Origin of the sequence: Intestinimonas massiliensis (ex Afouda et al. 2020) (assembly GCF_900626285.1) — a bacterium.
GTDB classification, from domain to species: domain Bacteria; phylum Bacillota; class Clostridia; order Oscillospirales; family Oscillospiraceae; genus Flavonifractor; species Flavonifractor massiliensis_A.
This window is the reverse complement of record NZ_LR131148.1, coordinates 443,224-459,952: the sequence shown is the minus strand read 5'-3', so window position 1 is coordinate 459,952 and position 16,729 is coordinate 443,224. Positions and strand designations below refer to the sequence as shown.

The window sequence follows — 16,729 nt, the reverse complement described above, 5'->3', positions numbered from 1 at the left end:
ACTCCTTATTCTACAGAAATCTTGCTCTGCTCCTCCTGCACGGCCTGGCTCAATCGGTTCAGCTGAGTCACCAGGGCCCGCAGCTCATCGGCGCCCATCCGAGCCTCCACCCGCCGGGCCAGCTCGCCAGTCTGCTCCCTGCACAGGGCCAGCAGCGCTTCTCCTTCTTCCGTCAACACCACAAAGGTGGTACGTCGGTCCCCGGGGTCGGTCCGGCGCTCCGCCAGACCCTTCTCCTCCAACCGCCGGAGGGTACGGGACACCGCCGGTGAAGAGACATGGATGCACCGGGTCAGCTCAGAGACGTAGACACCCTTGGCCTCCGGCTGCTCCTCCCGCCGGTGGCGGATGAGCTGAAGCATCAGGAACTCCCCCATGGGCAGCCCGCCTGTGGGCAGGCTGTGACAGGTATTGACCAGCCGCCGCAGCGCCTGACTGAGCTGAGGCATCAGATTCTCTTCCATTTCATCACCGCCTTAATTCTTAACATTGTTATCTTTTGTGCGTGTGATATGATACGACGGATGCCCCGGGAAGTCAAGGGGATTTCCGGACGTAATTGTAAACACTTTGTGAATCAAAGAGCCGGGCAAATGTTCCCATTGCCCGGCTCTTTGATTCTATTTACTTCTGTTTCCGTCCGGCCCTGGCAGAGCAGAGATAAAGGGGGATGGCAGCCAGCTGGGCCGCAACTGAGATGCCCACCATGACGGGAATACTGACGTCGTACAGCACACCCAGCAGCCAGCTGCCCAAAAACCAGAAGATGCCGAAGGAACACTCGAACATCCCGTAGCCGGTGGCCCGGCTGTCCTTGGGCACCATACTGGTGACCGCCGCCTTCAGGATGGATTCCTGGGCGCCCATACCCACCCCCCACAGGGCGATCCCCAGCAGCACGGCGGGAACCGAGCGGCCGGCAAAGATCAGGATGGGGAACGGAGCGGAGAGCAGCGTGGACAGCACCAGGGCGGCCACGCCCTTTTTGTCATAAATGGCTCCAAAGACCAGGGCGGCCACCGCGTCCACCAGCATGGCACCGGCGTACAGCAGCGGAAGAGTGCCGCTGCTCACCAGTGAGCCGGTCTCGGCCAGGCCGGCCGCCAGGGAGGTGTACGTGCGGGACACATGCATGATGACAATGGAGTAGTCGATGAAGCCGAAGGCAAACAGACTGATCCCCCCGATATACAGGACAAACTCCTTTTTCATACGGAAGGGGGCGCTCTGCTTGGGCTCCGGCTCAAAATTCTCCGGATTGGGGAACTTGCGCTTGGTCACGAACAGCAGCACCAGGGTAATGGCGCCCGGGATGGCCAGCACCGCAAAGGCGGTGGAATAGGCGTCAAACACCGTTCCCTCCGTCCGGAACAGCAGCACCAGATACATGAGGACCGGCCCCAGAAAGGCGCCGATCTGGTCCAGCAGTTCCTGGATACCGAAGCTTTTGCCGATACCCTCCTGGGAGGCGGCAAAGGAGAGAATGGTATCCTTGGCCGGCTTTTTGATGGCCTTGCCCATCCGCTGGATCACCAGCAGTCCGCAGGCCCACACCCAGCCGTACTTCCCCACCAGCGCCAGGGCAGGCACCGCCACGATGTCCAGCACATAGCCCAGAATGGTCATGGGCCAGTAACGCCTGGTCTTGTCGGTCAGCTTACCGAACACATAGCGCATGGAATAGCCGATCAGTTCCCCCAGGCCGGACACAAAGCCGATCACACCGGCCGACGCCCCCAGCAGGGAGAGGTACACCCCCCGGATGCTGTCGGCGCCCTCGTGGGTCACATCGGAAAACAGACTGACAACACCAAAGAGCAGAATGAACAGCATAGCCTGGGAGATCCGCTTTTTCTGTTTCGATCCCATTTCTTATTCCGCCTCCCGCACTTTCGCCTGCATCTGCGGGAAACCCGCCTTGCTCTCCGCCTTGCAGCGCTGATACAGAATGTCCAGCAGCCGGGCAAACTCCTCCCGCTCCTCCCCGGTCAGCGGTTCGGTCAGCCACTCGTAAAACAGCGTCTCCACATGGGCTTTGGAGTTCTTCAGCTGTTGGGCCTGCTCGGTGGCATACAGCAGCTGGCTGCGCCCGTCCGCCGGATTGGGTTTGCGGACCAGATAGCCCTTCTCCTCCAGCCGGACCGCCTGCCGGGCCACCGCCGCCTTGTCGATCCCCAGGATCCTGCACACCCCCGCCTGGGTGATGCCGGGATTCTTGCGGACGGCATGGATAAAGTCAAACTCCGAGGTACCGATCCCATCCGCCTTCAGCGTCCGCACCGTGAATTTCCCCACCTCCCGGGCAATTTTCGTGATCTTCCGCCGGGTAATGTCCATGGTTCTCGCCTCCAATTAGTTGATGGATCAACAAACTAGATGATACATCAACCAACTATCTCTGTCAACCCGACTGCGGAAAAAAAGCGAAGGTGAAAATTCCCATCAAACATGGTATATGGTTCAACATCCATACCTACGGCCTTGCGGTGATCAACTATAACTGTGTGATCCTGGACACCTCACCGGTCCATAGAGGATGTATGGATCGGCGCAAACGCAGTGGTCTGCGGCGGCGTCACCATCGGGAAAGGCTCCGTCATCGGAGCTGGCAGTGTGGTCACCCACGACATCCCGGCCGGGGTGGTGGCGGCGGGTGCTCCCTGCCGCCCGATCCCCCTGTCACAGAGCAGGACAGGATCCCCTGTGAGCAGTCAGCCTTTTAGTCCAAAGCAACCGTTTCTCCGGCCTGTACCATGGGCACCGGCCGGGGCTGGAGCCGGTCGGTAATCTGAGCATAATGCAGATAAAGCACTCCGAAGCGGTAAATGTAGCCCGGTTTCCATGGCTTCGCCTTGCCGCAGAAATGCAGAACCGCCGTATGGCTCATCACCCAGCGCAGATTGCGCTGCCCGGAGCTGGACACCAGGTAGGTGTTGTAGTTGCGGGCATCATAGTTCCAGACGGCGTCGTCCAGCGGGTAGATCTGGCTGCCGTAAAGGGCGTTGAGAATGTCCTGGTCGGGGAGCAGCAGCTCCTTGGCGTGTCTGGAGACGTACTGGAAGATCTCCTCCGGCACCATAAGCTTTCGGCAGGCGGCCACATCCATCAGGAGTACGCCCGAATTATAGTAATCGTGAGCCGTCCCCAGCCGCAGACGGTTTACGTTGTTGGCCAGCTCCGTCTTGCCCGTATGGGCGGCGGCAGCCAGCGCCTTGCCGCCCAAATCCAGCTCCCACAGAGGCCGGAGCGGGTTGAGCACAAGGACGTCGGGGTCCAGATAGAGGATCCGCTCTACCCCGTCCGGAAGCATCCGGCTGGACAGGAGGCGGTAATACATCTCCGGCGGGTAGCGCTTGGACACCGGCGCATCCGCAAATTGCTCCCGGTCTACAGAGATGGGAAACAGCGCGTATCCGTAGGTCTCACACCGGCGGGCCACCTGCTCCAGCTGGGCCGGCTCCATGCCGCTGTGCAGAAGATACAGATCAATCTTTTCTCCGGGATTGTTGCAGTAGATGGAGGTCAGCAGCACATGCAGCTGCGGGAGATAGTTGGCGTTCAGGGACACCAGAACGGAGATGGGATCCATAGGGTTCCTCCTTTGAAATAACAGATCAGGCATTGGACAAGAGGTTCTTTTTCATTGTACCCTTTCTTCACCTCCGGGAAAAGCTATAATGCGTGAAAACTGTATAGACAAAACCCTGAAAGTGGCAAAATTTTTGACACAGCCCGGCTTTTGTCCAGGTACCACATAAAAAATACCCGGCGGACCAACCCGCCGGGTATGTTCGATCATTGGGCGCTCTGAAGCAGCGCCTTCACCTCATCCTTTTTCAGCACACGGCCATAGGACACCACCCGCCCGTCGATGACCAGCGCAGGGGTCGTCATGACGCCGTAGGCCGCGATCCGGGCGGGATCGGTCACGTGGCCCACCGCGGGCTCCTGACCAAGCTCGGCCAGAGCCGCCCGGGCGGCCTCCTCCAGCTCGTTGCATTTGGCGCAGCCGGAGCCCAGCACTTTCACTCTGTACGCCTCCTCCCGCGCTTCCGTCTGGCCTCCGCAGCCACCGCAGCAGCAGGTCTTTTTCTTTCCGAACAGTCCCATTTCTATCAGCTCCTAAATTCAAATGATAAACAGTGCCAGCAAATTGAACAGATAGCCCACCAGAATGATGCCCACGGTACAGATACCCACGAACAGCGCCAGCAGCCTGGGCTTGATGGCACGGCGCAGCATAATGAGGGAGGGCAGGGACAGGGTGGTGACCGCCATCATGAAGGCCAGCACGGTCCCCAGCTGGGCTCCCTTGGACAACAGCGCCTCCGCCACGGGGATGGTCCCAAAAATGTCGGCATACATGGGGATACCTACCGCCACCGCCAGTACCACGCCCAGGGGATTCCCGCTGCCCAGCACGGTCTGGATCCATCCCTCCGGGATCCAGTTGTGAATGATGGCGCCGATGCCCACTCCGACCAGGATGTAGGGAAACACTTTCCGGAAGGTGCCGGTCATCTGCTCCGCGGCATAGGCGGCCCGCTCCCGGGGCGTCAGGCTGTCCGAGGCGGCATCCAGCTTCCCCGCCGAAAATACAAAGTCCTCCACGTACCGCTCCATGCGGAGCCGCTGGATGATCACGCCTCCGGCCACCGCAACCACAAGCCCCACCAGCACATAGAGCACCGCCACCTTGGCGCCGAACACGCTCATCAGCAGCACCAGGCTGCCCAGGTCCACCATGGGCGAGGAGATCAGGAAGGAAAATGTCACGCCCAGGGGCAGCCCCGCGCTGCTGAAGCCGATAAACAGCGGAATGGAGGAGCAGGAGCAGAAGGGCGTCACCGTCCCCAGCAGGGCCGACACCACGCTGGCCCAGATCCCCCGGAACCGCCCCAGGATCCGTCTGCTGCGCTCGGGGGGAAAATAGCTCTGGATGTAGGACACCAGAAAGATCAGCACACACAGCAGAATGGTAATTTTGATCACGTCATAGAGGAAAAAGTTCAGGCTCCCCCCTATCCGGCTGTCCAGGTCCACCCCCAAAGCAGCCAGACCGCCGCCGATCAGATCATTGAGCCAACTCATCCCCAGAATCTGGTTCTGGATCAGATCCCACAATGCCACACGCAACCACCTCGTCAAAAGAATAGATCAAAAATTTTTGATGTTTTGTCCGTAAGAAAGGCCGCCGGTCACAGCGGCCCCTCCGTATTGGGCGTGGTGAGCTCCAGCAGCAGCCTGACCGCCCGCTCCCGGCCCGATGCACTCAGCCGGTAGTGGGTCCACTTCCCCTCCTGGCGGCTGACCACCAGCCCCGACTCACACAAGATCTTCATGTGGTAGGACAGGCCGGACTGGGTCAGGTCCAGCGGCTCCTGCAGCTTACAGGCGCACGTCTCTCCGGTGCGCAGCCGTTCCAGGATGGCCAGGCGCTTGGGATCGCACAGAGCCTTGAACACCCGCGCGTCCTCCTGATAGGTCCCCATGGGGTCACCTCACATCAAATATTTTTGATGTATCGAAGTATATACCCGCCAGCCCGCTTTGTCAAGGGCTTTGAGACAGAAAAAAGCGGGCCCGCCGGTATTGCCGGCGGGCCCGCTGCTTTTCCTTATTCTGCTTTGGTGATGGACACGATGACAGGGTTGGTGCCCTCCGCATCCAGCTGGCCGGTGTAGGTCACGTCCACCTTGTCGCCCTCAGCATAGTCATCCAGGGTGACACCTTCGCCGAAGTCCATGACATGATACTCGCCGTCATCGGTCAGCAGCACCAGATAGTTGTCGATCTTGTTGATGACCCCGCTCACCATCTTTTCCTCCACCTGAGCGGTGGATTCCATGGGCGCGCTCTGGGGCTCATCCTTCTTCTTCCCGCCCCCCATCAGGCTGCAGGCCGTCAGGGAAGTAACCATCAGCATCAGGGCCATCATCATGCAAATTGTACGTTTCATATTCATTACCTCACATTCTGCTGCACAAAGTCCGGCAGCGGTTCTCCAGCAATCTGGTAGAAGGATTCCACCTTCTGCCAGTTCACTTCTTCTTCGTCGTCGTCAAGATCCTGCAGCAGACCACTCAGGCCCCGCAGCATCTCATCCTGCTCCTGCTTGTTGGCCTGAGCGAAATGCTGATCCATGAAGTCCAGCACCGTCTCCACCTTGTCGGCATGGAGCAGCACCCCATAGAACTGGTCCAAAAACCGGCTGCTCTCATAGTCCGCCATGCTCTGGAAAGAGGCGGGCACGTTGTTGCCCGTGCGCCGCTCCACCAGCAGGCCGGTTTTCGCAGCCGCAGCTTCAGCCTCCGCCTGTGTGGCGCACTGGGCAGTTTCCAGGAAGAACAGGCCCATCTCATCCCGCAGGATTCGGACGGAACCGTCCCTGTATTGGCCGGCCATCTCCGCCAGATGTTCCCCATCATAGGACAGGGTACGCACGGAATACACCGTGTCCAGCTGGATCTCCGCCGGCGTCAGCCGGATCACCAGACTGCCGGGATCCCGGTATTCCTGGATCTGCACATCCGCATCGCTCTCCAGCTCCAGCTGGATCACCGTGGTATCCCCGGCGGTCGTGGGCAGCTGGCAGACCGACTTGATGTACTGACTGGTATCCTGCGCCCTGGAGATCTCCGAGAGGATTGTCACGCCGTCGGTGCCGGGCAGGGTGATGGTGACCGTCTTGGGATAGGAGGCAAACTCCGCCTGATACCGGGAGGCGTCCGTCCCGGAGAACTCCAGCCGCATCTGCTCCGTCTCTCCGCTCCGCTCCATGGTGAGCGCCACCGTCCCCCCTTCTGCCTGGCTGCCGCCCTGGACCAGAGGCTCGTTCTCCCCAAAGGCCCGGACCAGCTGTCCGATCACCGGCAGCTCCCGGACGGCGGCGGCAAAGGCGGGCGACAGGTTGATTCCTCCCACAAACAGGGCGGATACCAGCACGACTGAGCAGACCGAGCGCATGACTACCCGTCTGGCACGGCTTCGGCGGGCCGCCGCCTGCTTTCCGTCGCAGATGCCCTGCCGTATCACTTCATCTAAATCTTCCGGAATGTCCACCTGCACATTCCAATTACTCTCCATAGACCAGCATCCTTTCCTTGAGCGATCTTAAACCGCGGTAATACAGAGACTTCACGCTGTTCTCCGATTTCCTGAGAATCTGCGCGATCTCCGCAAAGGTCATATTTTCATATACCTTTAAAATGATGACCGTGCGGCTCCTGCCATCCACCTGGGCCAAGGATTCCTTGACCCAGATGGCGTCTCCCCAGCGCTCCTCTTCCATAACCGGGGTGTCCAGAAGTTCTTCGTCCCATGCAACGGCACGGGTGTGCTTGCGCAGAAAGCTGGCGGCGGTATGGGTCAGGATCCGGTAAAACCAGGGGTAAAATTTGTCCCGGTCCTTCAGGTGGGCTTTGGCTACGTAGGCCCTGCACACCGCCTCCTGCACGATATCCTTGGCATCCTCCGCGTTGCGGACATATCCATAAGCCACTCGATAAAACGAGCCGCCCTTTTCTTCGATCAGTGTTAAAAATTCTCCGTCCGATAGTTGGGTGTGTTCTCTTTGCAGCTGCATTCGGCGAATAACCTCCTTTCACATAGTAAGACACAGTTCAGACACAGATAGTTGCAGCTTTTTCAAAAAGTTTTTTGAATGCCTGTTTTTCAGAAAAAATAAAAAATACCGCCCTTTCCGACCTGTAAAAAGGTGGGAAAGGGCGGTATTTGAGAAAACCGGAACTAGACCATGCCCATAACGCGGAACAGATAGAGCCACAGCGTCAGGGTAAAGGCGCTGAAAAAGGTGGTGAGCATCACGGTGCTGGCGCTCAAAGTGCCCTCATGACCCATGCCCCGGGACATGACGAAGCAGCTGACGGTGGTGGGACTGCCCAGCATGGCCAGGACCGCCACCAGCTTGTCGTCTCTGACCCCCATGGCCGCCGCCGCCGGCAGGAACAGGGCCGTAAATACCACCAGCTTCAGTACCGTCGCCGTCACCGCCGGCCGCCAGCAGCCGGCGGCCTTTTTCCAGTCGAAACTGGCGCCCAGGGCCATCAGGCCCAGAGGCGTGGCGGTAGCGGATACGCTGCTCACCGTTTTCTGCAAAATAGGCGGGAACGGGATCCGCAGCAAGGTCCACACCAGGCCGGCAACTATGCCCAGCAGGATGGGGTTGGTGGCGATCCCCTTCAGCGCCCGCTTCAGCGCCGCCCGGTCCAGACCGTTTTGGCCCGGGCTGGTGAGGGAAAGGGCTATCACCGCCGCCACATTGTACAGCGGCACCGCGCCAATAATCACCAGGCTGGCCGCCCCCGCGGTACCGTAGATATTCTCCAGAAAGGCAGTGCCCAGAAGCGCGATGCTGCTGCGGTAGCTGGCCTGGACAAACTCCCCTCGCATGGGGCGATTCCGGATGGCCTTGCTGATCGCCGCAGAGATGAAGATGGAGAGGAGACTGACCAGAAAGCAGAACAGCACAAAGGGCAGGTCCCACACCGCGAAGAAATTCGATTCCACCAGATCCCGAAAGAGCATCACCGGCAGGCTGACCTTAAATACAAAGGAGTTCAGCCTGTCCGCCAGGATCTGATCAAAAAAACCGATCCGACGGAACACCGCCCCCAGCACCATCAGCAAGAAGATGGGCACGGTGGCATTTAAACAATATATCAGATCATCCATACTTATCCTACCTTTTCGTTAACCGCTTTATTATAGCGGCTTCTTCTCATCCGCGCAAGAGGCGCGCCCGTCCCAATGTCTGATTTTGGGACTGTGCGCATATAAAAAGAGTATATGGGAGGTGCTGCATGATGAGATGCCGGGTTTCGGAACTGCGCTATAAGGAGATCATCGACGTGGCTGACGGCAGCCGGTACGGCTTTGTGGGTGACGTGGAGGTGGATCTGGAGACGGGACAGGTGACCCAGCTGATCGTGCCCGGCCGTCTGCGGCTGTTCGGTCTGCTGGGGCGGTGGGAGGACACTCTGTTCCCCTGGTCCTCCGTGCGCCGCTTCGGTGCGGACACCATTCTGGTGGAACGGGGCCTGCTCCGCCAGGAGAGGCGGCGGGAATAAGCGAGATTTCCACGGTTCCTCCATTGTCTATTCCTTATATCCGTGTTATACTGTATAATTGTTTTAAGTCAAAGTGCCAGGAGGAACGCACATGTGTGGTATCGTTGGATTTGTCGGCCGGGAAGAGGCCTCTCCTATCCTGTTGGACGGCCTGTCCCGTTTGGAATACCGCGGATATGATTCCGCGGGCATCGCGGTATATGATCCGAAACTTGGCCTTCAGGTGGAGAAGGCCAAGGGCCGCCTGAAAGTGCTCTATGATCTGACCAAGGGCGGCAGTACCGTCCACGGCACCCTGGGCCTGGGCCACACCCGCTGGGCCACCCACGGGGAGCCCTCCGATGTGAACTCTCACCCCCAGGTCAGCCAGGACGGCCGGTTTGCCGTGGTACACAACGGCATTATTGAGAACTATGTAGCCCTGCGGGAGTTCCTCCAGTCGGAGGGGGTCCGCTTCGTGTCCCAGACCGACACAGAGGTGGTGGCCCAGCTGCTGGAATACTATTATAAGGACGACCTGCTGGATGCAGTGGTCAAAACCCTCTCCCGCATCCAGGGCGCCTACGCTCTGGGCATCCTGTGCGCCGACTGCCCTGACCGGCTCATCGCCGTGCGCAAGGATTCCCCCCTGATCCTGGGCTTCGGCCAGGGAGCCCACTATCTGGCCAGCGACGTCACCGCCCTGATCAAGTACACCCGGGATGTGTGCTATCTGGACGACGGGGAGATCGCGGAACTGACCCCGGATCACCTGTGGGTATACGATTCCTACCTGCGTCCGGTGGAGAAGGAGCACCACCACGTGGACTGGGAGATCTCCGCCGCTGAGAAGGGCGGCTATGAGCACTTCATGGCCAAGGAGATCATGGAGCAGCCCGAGGCCATCCGCAAGACCATCTCTCCCCGGATCCAGGACGGCAGGGTGGTGCTGGAGGGCCTGTCCTTCACCGCCCAGGACATCCGGGATATGGACAAGCTGTGCATCATCGCCTGCGGCTCTTCCTACCATGTGGGCATGAACGCCAAATACATTCTGGAAAAGCTGCTGCGCAAACCGGTGGAGGTCACCCTGGCCTCGGAGTTCCGGTACTGCGACCCCATCGTGACCGACCGCACCCTGGCTCTGGTCATCAGCCAGTCCGGCGAGACCATCGACACCCTGGCCGCCATGCGGGAGGCAAAACGGCTGGGCGCCAAGGTGCTCTCCATCGTCAACGTGGTGGGCTCCACCATCGCCCGTGAGAGCGACGGTGTGCTGTACACCTGGGCCGGGCCGGAGATCGCCGTTGCCACCACCAAGGCCTACTCCACCCAGCTGGCGGTGATCTACCTCATCGGCCTGTACTGTGCCGACCTGCTGGGCTCCATCTCCCAGGAGGACTACCGGACCATTCTGGAGGAGCTCCAGCGCATTCCCGACAAGATGGAGGAGATCCTGGACAACCGCAGCGACATCCAGTATTTCGCCTCCATCTACTTCAACCACCCCTCCATGTTCTTCATCGGCCGCAACCTGGACTACACCGTGGGTCTGGAGGGCTCCCTCAAGCTGAAGGAGATCTCCTATATCCACTCGGAGGCCTACGCCGCCGGTGAGCTGAAGCACGGCACCATCTCCCTCATCGAGCCGGGCACCCTGGTGGTGGCTCTGGCGGGCTACGGCGCCCTGTTTGAAAAGACCATGAGCAACGTGGTGGAGGTCAAGAGCCGGGGCGCCGACGTGCTGGGTCTCACCACCCGCAGCCGGGCGGCTGAGATGGCCAAAACCGCCGACCACGTGATCTCCGTCCCCGACACTCACCCCCTGCTGCTCCCCTCCCTGGAGGTGGTGCCCATGCAGCTGTTCGCCTACTATGTGGCCCTCCAGCGCGGGTGCGATATCGACAAGCCGAGAAACCTGGCCAAGTCCGTTACGGTAGAATAAGGAGGGGTCTTTTGAAAAAGCTGACTGTATTGTTCCTGACTCTGATCCTGCTCCTCTCCCTGGCCGCCTGCAGGCCCAGCCAGCAAGCGGCCAGCGTGATGCGCTACGGCATGTCCAACGCCTGGGACACCCTCATGCCCTACAACAGCCCTTCGGGAAGCAATTACACCCGCATTGTGTGTGACAAGATCTACGACCGGCTGGCCTACGTCCACGCCGACGGCTCCCTGGATCCCCGGGGGGCAACTTCCTGGGAGAGCGCCGACGACGGCATGTCGGTGGTGTTCCACCTGGACGAGAACGCGGCTTTCCACGACGGCACCCCTGTAACGGCAGAGCACTGGGCGGACACCATCGCCCTGATGACCGACCCCGACTGCCCCACCCTGGGCCGGTCAGTATTCAATGTGCTGGCCGGCACCGATGAAAACGGCGCCGCCATCGAGGGGGAGGCTCTGGGCGCGGAGGCCACGGATGCATACACCCTGCGTCTCACCTTCAAGACCCCCACCACCCCGGAGGACTTCCTGCTGGACCGAAACCGGGAGTTCTACGTGCTGCCCACCTATCTGCTGGAGGACACGGATCCGGCGGAGGTCATGGATCTGGAGCTGTGGCAGGCCCCTGTCGGCTCCGGCCCCTGCAAGTTTGTGGAGGAGATTCCCGGCAGTCAGCTTACGCTCCAGGCCAATCCGGACTATCAGCTGGGGCGGCCCGGTTTTGACAAGCTGGTCATCACCGTGATGGACAAGTCCAATCTGCTCCCCTCCCTGATCGCGGGGGATCTGGACTACTACGCCTTCGGCGGCAACCTGGCCGCGGACGACCTTCAGACCGCCGAGGACGGCGGGATCGAAGTGCTGGAGGGCACGGTGCCCAACACCTTCTATGAGCTGATGCTCAACAACGAGACCATCGGCAGCTCCGCCATCCGCCGGGCCATCGACCTGGCCCTGGACAAGGAGGCCCTGTGTCTCCAGTCCACCCAGGGGCTGGGTGAGCCTACCGCCAGCGACCTGACCCCCGGGACGGCATATACCAGTTCCCTTACCTGGAGCCGGGATGTGGATGAGGCCAGGGCTCTGCTGGAAGAGGGAGGCTATGACGGCACCACCTATACCCTGGCCTGTACCTCCAACCGCTCCGGCCTGGCCGCTCTTATGCAGCAGCAGCTGGCCGAGGCGGACGTTGCCGTCACCATCGAGACGGTGGACTCCGCCACTCTGTTCTCCGGTATGGCGGAGGGCAAGTACGACATGGCCATCGCCAGTCACACCCCGGGCGCCCTCCCCCTCTGGTTCACCGAAAGCCGGTTCAGCCAGGGCAACAACATCTTCCACGTGGCGGATCTGACCCCCTATACCACCCTGATCGCCCAGATCAAGGCCGCTCCCGGCGGCGACGAGCGGCAGGCGCTGGTGGATCAGCTTCAGGACCTGCTGGCCCAGGAGCGGCCCTTCATCCCTCTGTGGTTCGGCCGCACCCTCCACGCCCAGTCACCCACCGTGGACAACATCGACTATCCCTCCTCCAGCTTCTCCAACGAGAACGTGTGGGAGTGGACTTTTAAGGCCGGCTGACCGGGCCGGTCCCATTCAGACAGAAAAAACCTCCGTAGGGCCGCCGCCCATAGCGGCCCGTGCCGCAAGGCCGGAAGTGCAGGAGGAACCGAACGCTTATGGGTCGCTATATCCGTCGCCGTCTCATCACGGCTATTCCCGTCTTTTTCGGGATCACCTTGCTCGTCTTTCTCATGGTCAACCTGGCCCCCGGCACCATCACCGACCTGATGGGTGAGGGAGCCTCCTCCGGGGCGGACAAGGCAGCGCTGGAGGCCTCGCTGGGGCTGGACCAGCCTCTGCCCGTCCGCTATGTGCAATGGCTGGCCGGACTGTTCCGGGGAAATCTGGGGCAATCCTACTTCTATGACCGGCCGGTGAGCCGCCTCATCGCCCAGCGGGTGGGCCCCTCCCTGCTGCTCACCGGCAGCGGGGTGGTGCTGGCGGTGGCCATCGCCCTTCCGCTGGGCATTCTGGCCGCCTGGAAACCCCGGTCGATCTGGGACCGGATCACCTCGGTCCTCAGCCTCATCAGCTACGGTGTGCCCGGCTTTTTCCTCTGCCTGGCCGGCATCGCTGTATTTGCCGTCACCCTGGGCTGGCTGCCCACCCACGGCATGTACACCGCCGGCACCTTCACCTCCCTGCCCGACCTGCTCCGCCACCTGATCCTCCCCGCCGGGGTGGTGTGCGTCAGCAGTCTGGGGGAGCTGGTCAAGCAGACCAGAGCCGCCTGCCTGGAGGCTCTGGGCCAGGACTACATCGTCACCGCCCGGGCCAAGGGGCTGACCGACGGCGCGGTCATGGTGCGCCACGCCTTCCGGGGCTCTCTGGTTCCGGTACTCACCACCATTCTCAGCCACATCCCCCATATCCTGGGCGGCTCGGTGGTGGTGGAGCAGATCTTCGGCTGGCCCGGCATGGGCAGCCTGCTCTTCTCCGGCATCTCCCAGCGGGATTACCCGGTGGTGATGGGTGTGACGGTGGTCATCGCCCTGGCGGTGCTGCTGACCAACCTGCTCCTGGACCTGGTGTATGGCTTTGCCGACCCCAGAGTGCGGTATGGGAAGGGGTAGGGCCATGGAATGTCACGCTTACCTGCCCCGCAGCCCCTGGGCCCGGTTCCGCGGGGATCGGCGGGCCATGTTCTGCCTCATCGTGCTCTGCCTGGAGCTTCTGCTGGTCTTTCTGCTGCCTCCCCTGCTGGGGCTGGAGCCCAATGCCAGCGATATGGAGGCCGGCTTCTGGGCCCCGCCCTCCCGGGAGCACTGGCTGGGTACCGACGACGTGGGCCGGGATCTGCTGGCACGGCTGCTGTGCGGCGGGCAGGTCTCCCTGCTCATCGGCCTGAGCGCCGCCGCCATCAGCGCGGCGGTGGGCATACCCCTTGGCCTGCTGGCCGGCTACCGCCGGGGAGCCTGGGAGTTCTGGATCATGCGGCTGGCCGACATCGTCCAGTCCTTCCCCAGCATCGTGCTGGTACTCTGCCTGGTGGCTCTGGTGGGCCCCTCCGCCCTGAACATCGTGCTGGTACTGGGCCTGCTGGGCTGGACGGGCATCGCCCGGCTGGTCTACGGCAATACCCTCACCATCCGGGATCAGGAGTATATTGTGGCGGTGCGGGCCCTGGGCGCCAGCCGCTCCCTCATCCTGCGGCGCAACGTGCTGCCCAACGTGATCTCCCCGGTGTGGTGCTCCATCCCCCTGCGGGCGGGCCGGGCCATCCTGTCCGAATCCAGCCTCAGCTTTCTGGGTGTGGGCATCCGCACACCCCAGGCCTCCTGGGGCAGCCTCATCAAGGCCGCCGCCGACCTGACCGTTCTCACCGGCCGGCCCTGGGCCTGGCTGCCTCCGGCCCTGTGCATCATCCTGACGGTGTTCTGTCTGGCCGGCATCGGCGACGGCCTGCGGGATGCCCTGGACACCCGGAACCGGCGGCTTCCCACCTGGTGAAGTTTCCCCAAAAAGTCCTCTTCCGTCTGCAGGAAAATATGCATTTTCTCTTGTCACAGGCAAACTTTCGGTGTTATCATTAAGATGACAATAAAAGGGGGGAGCCTGTACATGTCCAGAATCATCGACCTTGAGCAAAAAAGCCAGTTCCGCGTTCTGCTGCATCCTGTCCGACAGGAGATCGTACATCTGCTGCGTCTTGCGGACCACCCCCTGTCCGCCAACGGCGTGGCCAGACGCATGAACCTGTCCCCCGTCTCTACCCAGGGACACCTGAAAAAGCTGGTGGATCTCGGTCTGGTTCTGATGGAGACCAGGCAGGGAAAGAACGGTGAACCGGTCGTGCTCTACTCCCTGGACGACGTGGATATCCGGCTGCATCTGGGGCGAAAGGACACCTTTCAGGGTGAGCGGGAGGCCATGGCCGCCAATCTGGTGGACGGCGTCTTCCGTGGAATGATCAATACCACCCACTTATATTCTGAGGAGGAACTGGACCAGCACAGTCTGCTCCGGTTCGGCGCCCTCCACCTGTCCACGGAGGAGCGAAAGGAGCTGGCGGAACTGGTGGCCAACTACCTGGACAGCCACGGCACCCACACGCCGGAAAACGCGGAGCACTGGGAATACGTCGTTATGGCCTACCGCGCCGAAGAGCCGAAACAGTGACTGCATGAGGCCCGCCGCTTACGCGGCGGGCCTCATTTTTGGAATTTTAATAAAGGATCCCCTGATACGCCGCCAAAAGCCATGGATTTTCCCTATTGAATTCCATTCTGGAACTCTTATAATATTTCGTGCGAAAAAATTTGAGAAGGAGTTCCCATGGAAAAAGCTCTGTGCACCCCGGCGGCGCGGCCCCGCCGGCCCGGTACCATTCTCTCCCTTACCTGGCCTATTTTTATCGAGCTGCTGCTGCAGATGCTGGTCGGCAACGCCGACCAGATCATGGTGGGCTGGTACGACCCCAATGGTGTGGGGGCCATCGGCAACGCCAACCAGATCACCAGCCTGCTGCTGCTGGTCTTTTCGGTGATCTGCACCGCTTCCATGATCCTCATTGCCCAGTACCTGGGCGCTGAGGACACCAAACGGGTCAATGAGACCTACACCATCTCCCTGGTGGTCAACGGCGTGTTCGGTCTGGCCATCGGCGGGCTGCTCATCGCCCTGTGCGGCCCCATCTTCCACCTGATGAAGGTGCCGGAGGAGATCTTTGCCGACACCTGCCTGTACATCCGTATCATCGGCGGCGGCATGGTGTTCCAGTCCATCTACCTCACCTTCACCGCTTTCTTCCGCAGCAGCCAGATGATGAAGGAGACCATGATCATCTCGGTGCTGATGAACCTGCTGAATATCGGCGGCAACGCCCTGCTCATCAACGGAGCCTTCGGCCTGCCGGCCCTGGGTGTGGCGGGGGCCGCGCTGTCCAGCGATATCTCCCGGGTCTTCGGCGTGGTGGTCATCGCACTGCTGTTCCGGCGGCGGTTCGGCCCGGTGATCCGGCTGTCCCACCTGCGCCCCTTCCCCGCCGACCAGCTGCGGCGGCTGCTGCGCATCGGCCTGCCCACCGGCGGCGAGTCCATCTCCTACAACCTCTCCCAGATCTGCATCCAGTCCATCTGCAACCACTTCGCCCTGTTCGTCATCAATACCCGGGTGTACGCCAACATGTTCGCCATGCTGACCTATATGTTCGCCTCCGCTATCGCCCAGGCCGCCCAGGTGGTGGTGGCCCGGCTCATGGGGGCGGAGCGCATCGACGAGGTGGATCGCCGGGTCAAGACTACCCTGGCGGCGGCAGTGACCATCTCCACCATCGTATCTGTGGTTCTGTTCCTGTTCAGTACCCCCCTGCTGCGGCTGTTCACCAGCGATGTGGCTGTGCTGACCCTGTTCCACACCATCATGCTCATTGAGATTCCCCTGGAGGTGGGCCGGGCGGTGAATATCGTCATGTGCCGTACCCTGCAGGCCTGCGGCGACATCCGCTTCCCCATCACCATCTGCGTCATCAGCGCATGGCTTACCGCTGTGGGCGGCGGCCTGCTGCTGTCCATGTCCGCCGGGCTGGGCCTGGCAGGTCTGTGGATCGCCATGGCCTGCGACGAGTGCTTCCGGGCCCTTCTCTTCCTGTGGCGCTGGCACAGCCGGGCCTGGTGCCGCAAGCGGCTGCTGTCCATGTGACCGCGAAAAATGGC

18 protein-coding genes and 1 pseudogene are annotated in these 16,729 nt (G+C 61.2%); 8 read left to right on the top strand and 11 right to left on the bottom strand.

The window, feature by feature from the left end:
• Positions 1–5: 5 nt before the first annotated feature.
• From E0E41_RS18140 to E0E41_RS18130, 3 genes are all read right to left on the bottom strand, one after another.
• A complete protein-coding gene (locus E0E41_RS18140) occupies positions 6–464 on the bottom strand; it encodes a MarR family winged helix-turn-helix transcriptional regulator (protein ID WP_130871273.1) in 459 nt (152 codons plus the stop codon).
• Positions 465–624: 160 nt separating this feature from the next.
• Positions 625–1,869: an MFS transporter gene (locus tag E0E41_RS18135; protein ID WP_130871272.1), complete on the bottom strand. Its 1,245-nt coding sequence runs from the start codon at positions 1,867–1,869 to the stop codon at positions 625–627.
• Positions 1,870–1,872: 3 nt separating this feature from the next.
• The gene (locus E0E41_RS18130; RefSeq protein WP_130871271.1) at positions 1,873–2,337 is read right to left on the bottom strand and encodes a MarR family winged helix-turn-helix transcriptional regulator; all 465 of its coding nucleotides are present in this window, start codon (positions 2,335–2,337) and stop codon (positions 1,873–1,875) included.
• A 122-nt stretch (positions 2,338–2,459) separates the two neighbouring features.
• Here E0E41_RS18130 and E0E41_RS18125 point away from each other — a divergent pair.
• A pseudogene (locus E0E41_RS18125) lies at positions 2,460–2,723 on the top strand (DapH/DapD/GlmU-related protein); the annotation flags it as partial.
• On the opposite strand, the gene E0E41_RS18120 reads toward E0E41_RS18125, so the two are convergent.
• From E0E41_RS18120 to E0E41_RS18085, 8 genes are all read right to left on the bottom strand, one after another.
• Positions 2,720–3,589, bottom strand: a complete 870-nt coding sequence (locus E0E41_RS18120; protein ID WP_130871270.1) for a glycosyltransferase family 8 protein — start codon at positions 3,587–3,589, stop codon at positions 2,720–2,722. The pseudogene E0E41_RS18125 and the gene E0E41_RS18120 sit on opposite strands and share 4 nt — an antisense overlap.
• A gap of 206 nt (positions 3,590–3,795) precedes the next feature.
• Complete coding sequence (locus tag E0E41_RS18115) at positions 3,796–4,110, bottom strand: thioredoxin family protein (RefSeq protein ID WP_130871269.1); 315 nt, start codon at positions 4,108–4,110, stop codon at positions 3,796–3,798.
• 18 nt (positions 4,111–4,128) lie between these two features.
• Positions 4,129–5,130: a permease gene (locus E0E41_RS18110; RefSeq protein ID WP_242623875.1), complete on the bottom strand. Its 1,002-nt coding sequence runs from the start codon at positions 5,128–5,130 to the stop codon at positions 4,129–4,131.
• A gap of 68 nt (positions 5,131–5,198) precedes the next feature.
• The gene (locus tag E0E41_RS18105; RefSeq protein WP_130871268.1) at positions 5,199–5,492 is read right to left on the bottom strand and encodes an ArsR/SmtB family transcription factor; all 294 of its coding nucleotides are present in this window, start codon (positions 5,490–5,492) and stop codon (positions 5,199–5,201) included.
• Between the two features lie 125 nt (positions 5,493–5,617).
• Complete coding sequence (locus E0E41_RS18100; RefSeq protein WP_130871267.1) at positions 5,618–5,959, bottom strand: hypothetical protein; 342 nt, start codon at positions 5,957–5,959, stop codon at positions 5,618–5,620.
• 5 nt (positions 5,960–5,964) lie between these two features.
• Positions 5,965–7,086: a hypothetical protein gene (locus E0E41_RS18095; protein WP_130871266.1), complete on the bottom strand. Its 1,122-nt coding sequence runs from the start codon at positions 7,084–7,086 to the stop codon at positions 5,965–5,967.
• Positions 7,076–7,585 (bottom strand): RNA polymerase sigma factor, encoded by a 510-nt coding sequence (locus E0E41_RS18090; RefSeq protein WP_130871265.1) that lies wholly within the window; start codon positions 7,583–7,585, stop codon positions 7,076–7,078. The genes E0E41_RS18095 and E0E41_RS18090 overlap by 11 nt, the downstream gene beginning before the upstream one ends.
• 164 nt (positions 7,586–7,749) lie before the next feature.
• Positions 7,750–8,694 (bottom strand): AEC family transporter, encoded by a 945-nt coding sequence (locus E0E41_RS18085; protein WP_130871264.1) that lies wholly within the window; start codon positions 8,692–8,694, stop codon positions 7,750–7,752.
• Between the two features lie 128 nt (positions 8,695–8,822).
• On the opposite strand from E0E41_RS18085, the gene E0E41_RS18080 reads away from it, so the two are divergent.
• The 7 genes from E0E41_RS18080 to E0E41_RS18050 all read left to right on the top strand — a co-directional run bounded on the left by E0E41_RS18080 (position 8,823) and on the right by E0E41_RS18050 (position 16,715).
• Positions 8,823–9,089, top strand: a complete 267-nt coding sequence (locus E0E41_RS18080; RefSeq protein WP_242623874.1) for a YlmC/YmxH family sporulation protein — start codon at positions 8,823–8,825, stop codon at positions 9,087–9,089.
• Positions 9,090–9,180: 91 nt separating this feature from the next.
• The gene (glmS, locus tag E0E41_RS18075) at positions 9,181–11,013 is read left to right on the top strand and encodes a glutamine--fructose-6-phosphate transaminase (isomerizing) (protein WP_130871263.1); all 1,833 of its coding nucleotides are present in this window, start codon (positions 9,181–9,183) and stop codon (positions 11,011–11,013) included.
• A gap of 11 nt (positions 11,014–11,024) precedes the next feature.
• Positions 11,025–12,593, top strand: coding sequence for an ABC transporter substrate-binding protein (locus E0E41_RS18070; protein WP_130871262.1), 1,569 nt, complete (start codon positions 11,025–11,027; stop codon positions 12,591–12,593).
• Positions 12,594–12,691: 98 nt separating this feature from the next.
• The gene (locus E0E41_RS18065) at positions 12,692–13,648 is read left to right on the top strand and encodes an ABC transporter permease (RefSeq protein ID WP_130871261.1); all 957 of its coding nucleotides are present in this window, start codon (positions 12,692–12,694) and stop codon (positions 13,646–13,648) included.
• A gap of 4 nt (positions 13,649–13,652) precedes the next feature.
• Positions 13,653–14,525, top strand: a complete 873-nt coding sequence (locus E0E41_RS18060; RefSeq protein WP_242623873.1) for an ABC transporter permease — start codon at positions 13,653–13,655, stop codon at positions 14,523–14,525.
• A 111-nt stretch (positions 14,526–14,636) separates the two neighbouring features.
• Complete coding sequence (locus tag E0E41_RS18055) at positions 14,637–15,194, top strand: ArsR/SmtB family transcription factor (RefSeq protein ID WP_130871259.1); 558 nt, start codon at positions 14,637–14,639, stop codon at positions 15,192–15,194.
• A gap of 156 nt (positions 15,195–15,350) precedes the next feature.
• Positions 15,351–16,715: an MATE family efflux transporter gene (locus E0E41_RS18050; protein ID WP_130871258.1), complete on the top strand. Its 1,365-nt coding sequence runs from the start codon at positions 15,351–15,353 to the stop codon at positions 16,713–16,715.
• The last annotated feature ends 14 nt before the right edge of the window (positions 16,716–16,729 follow it).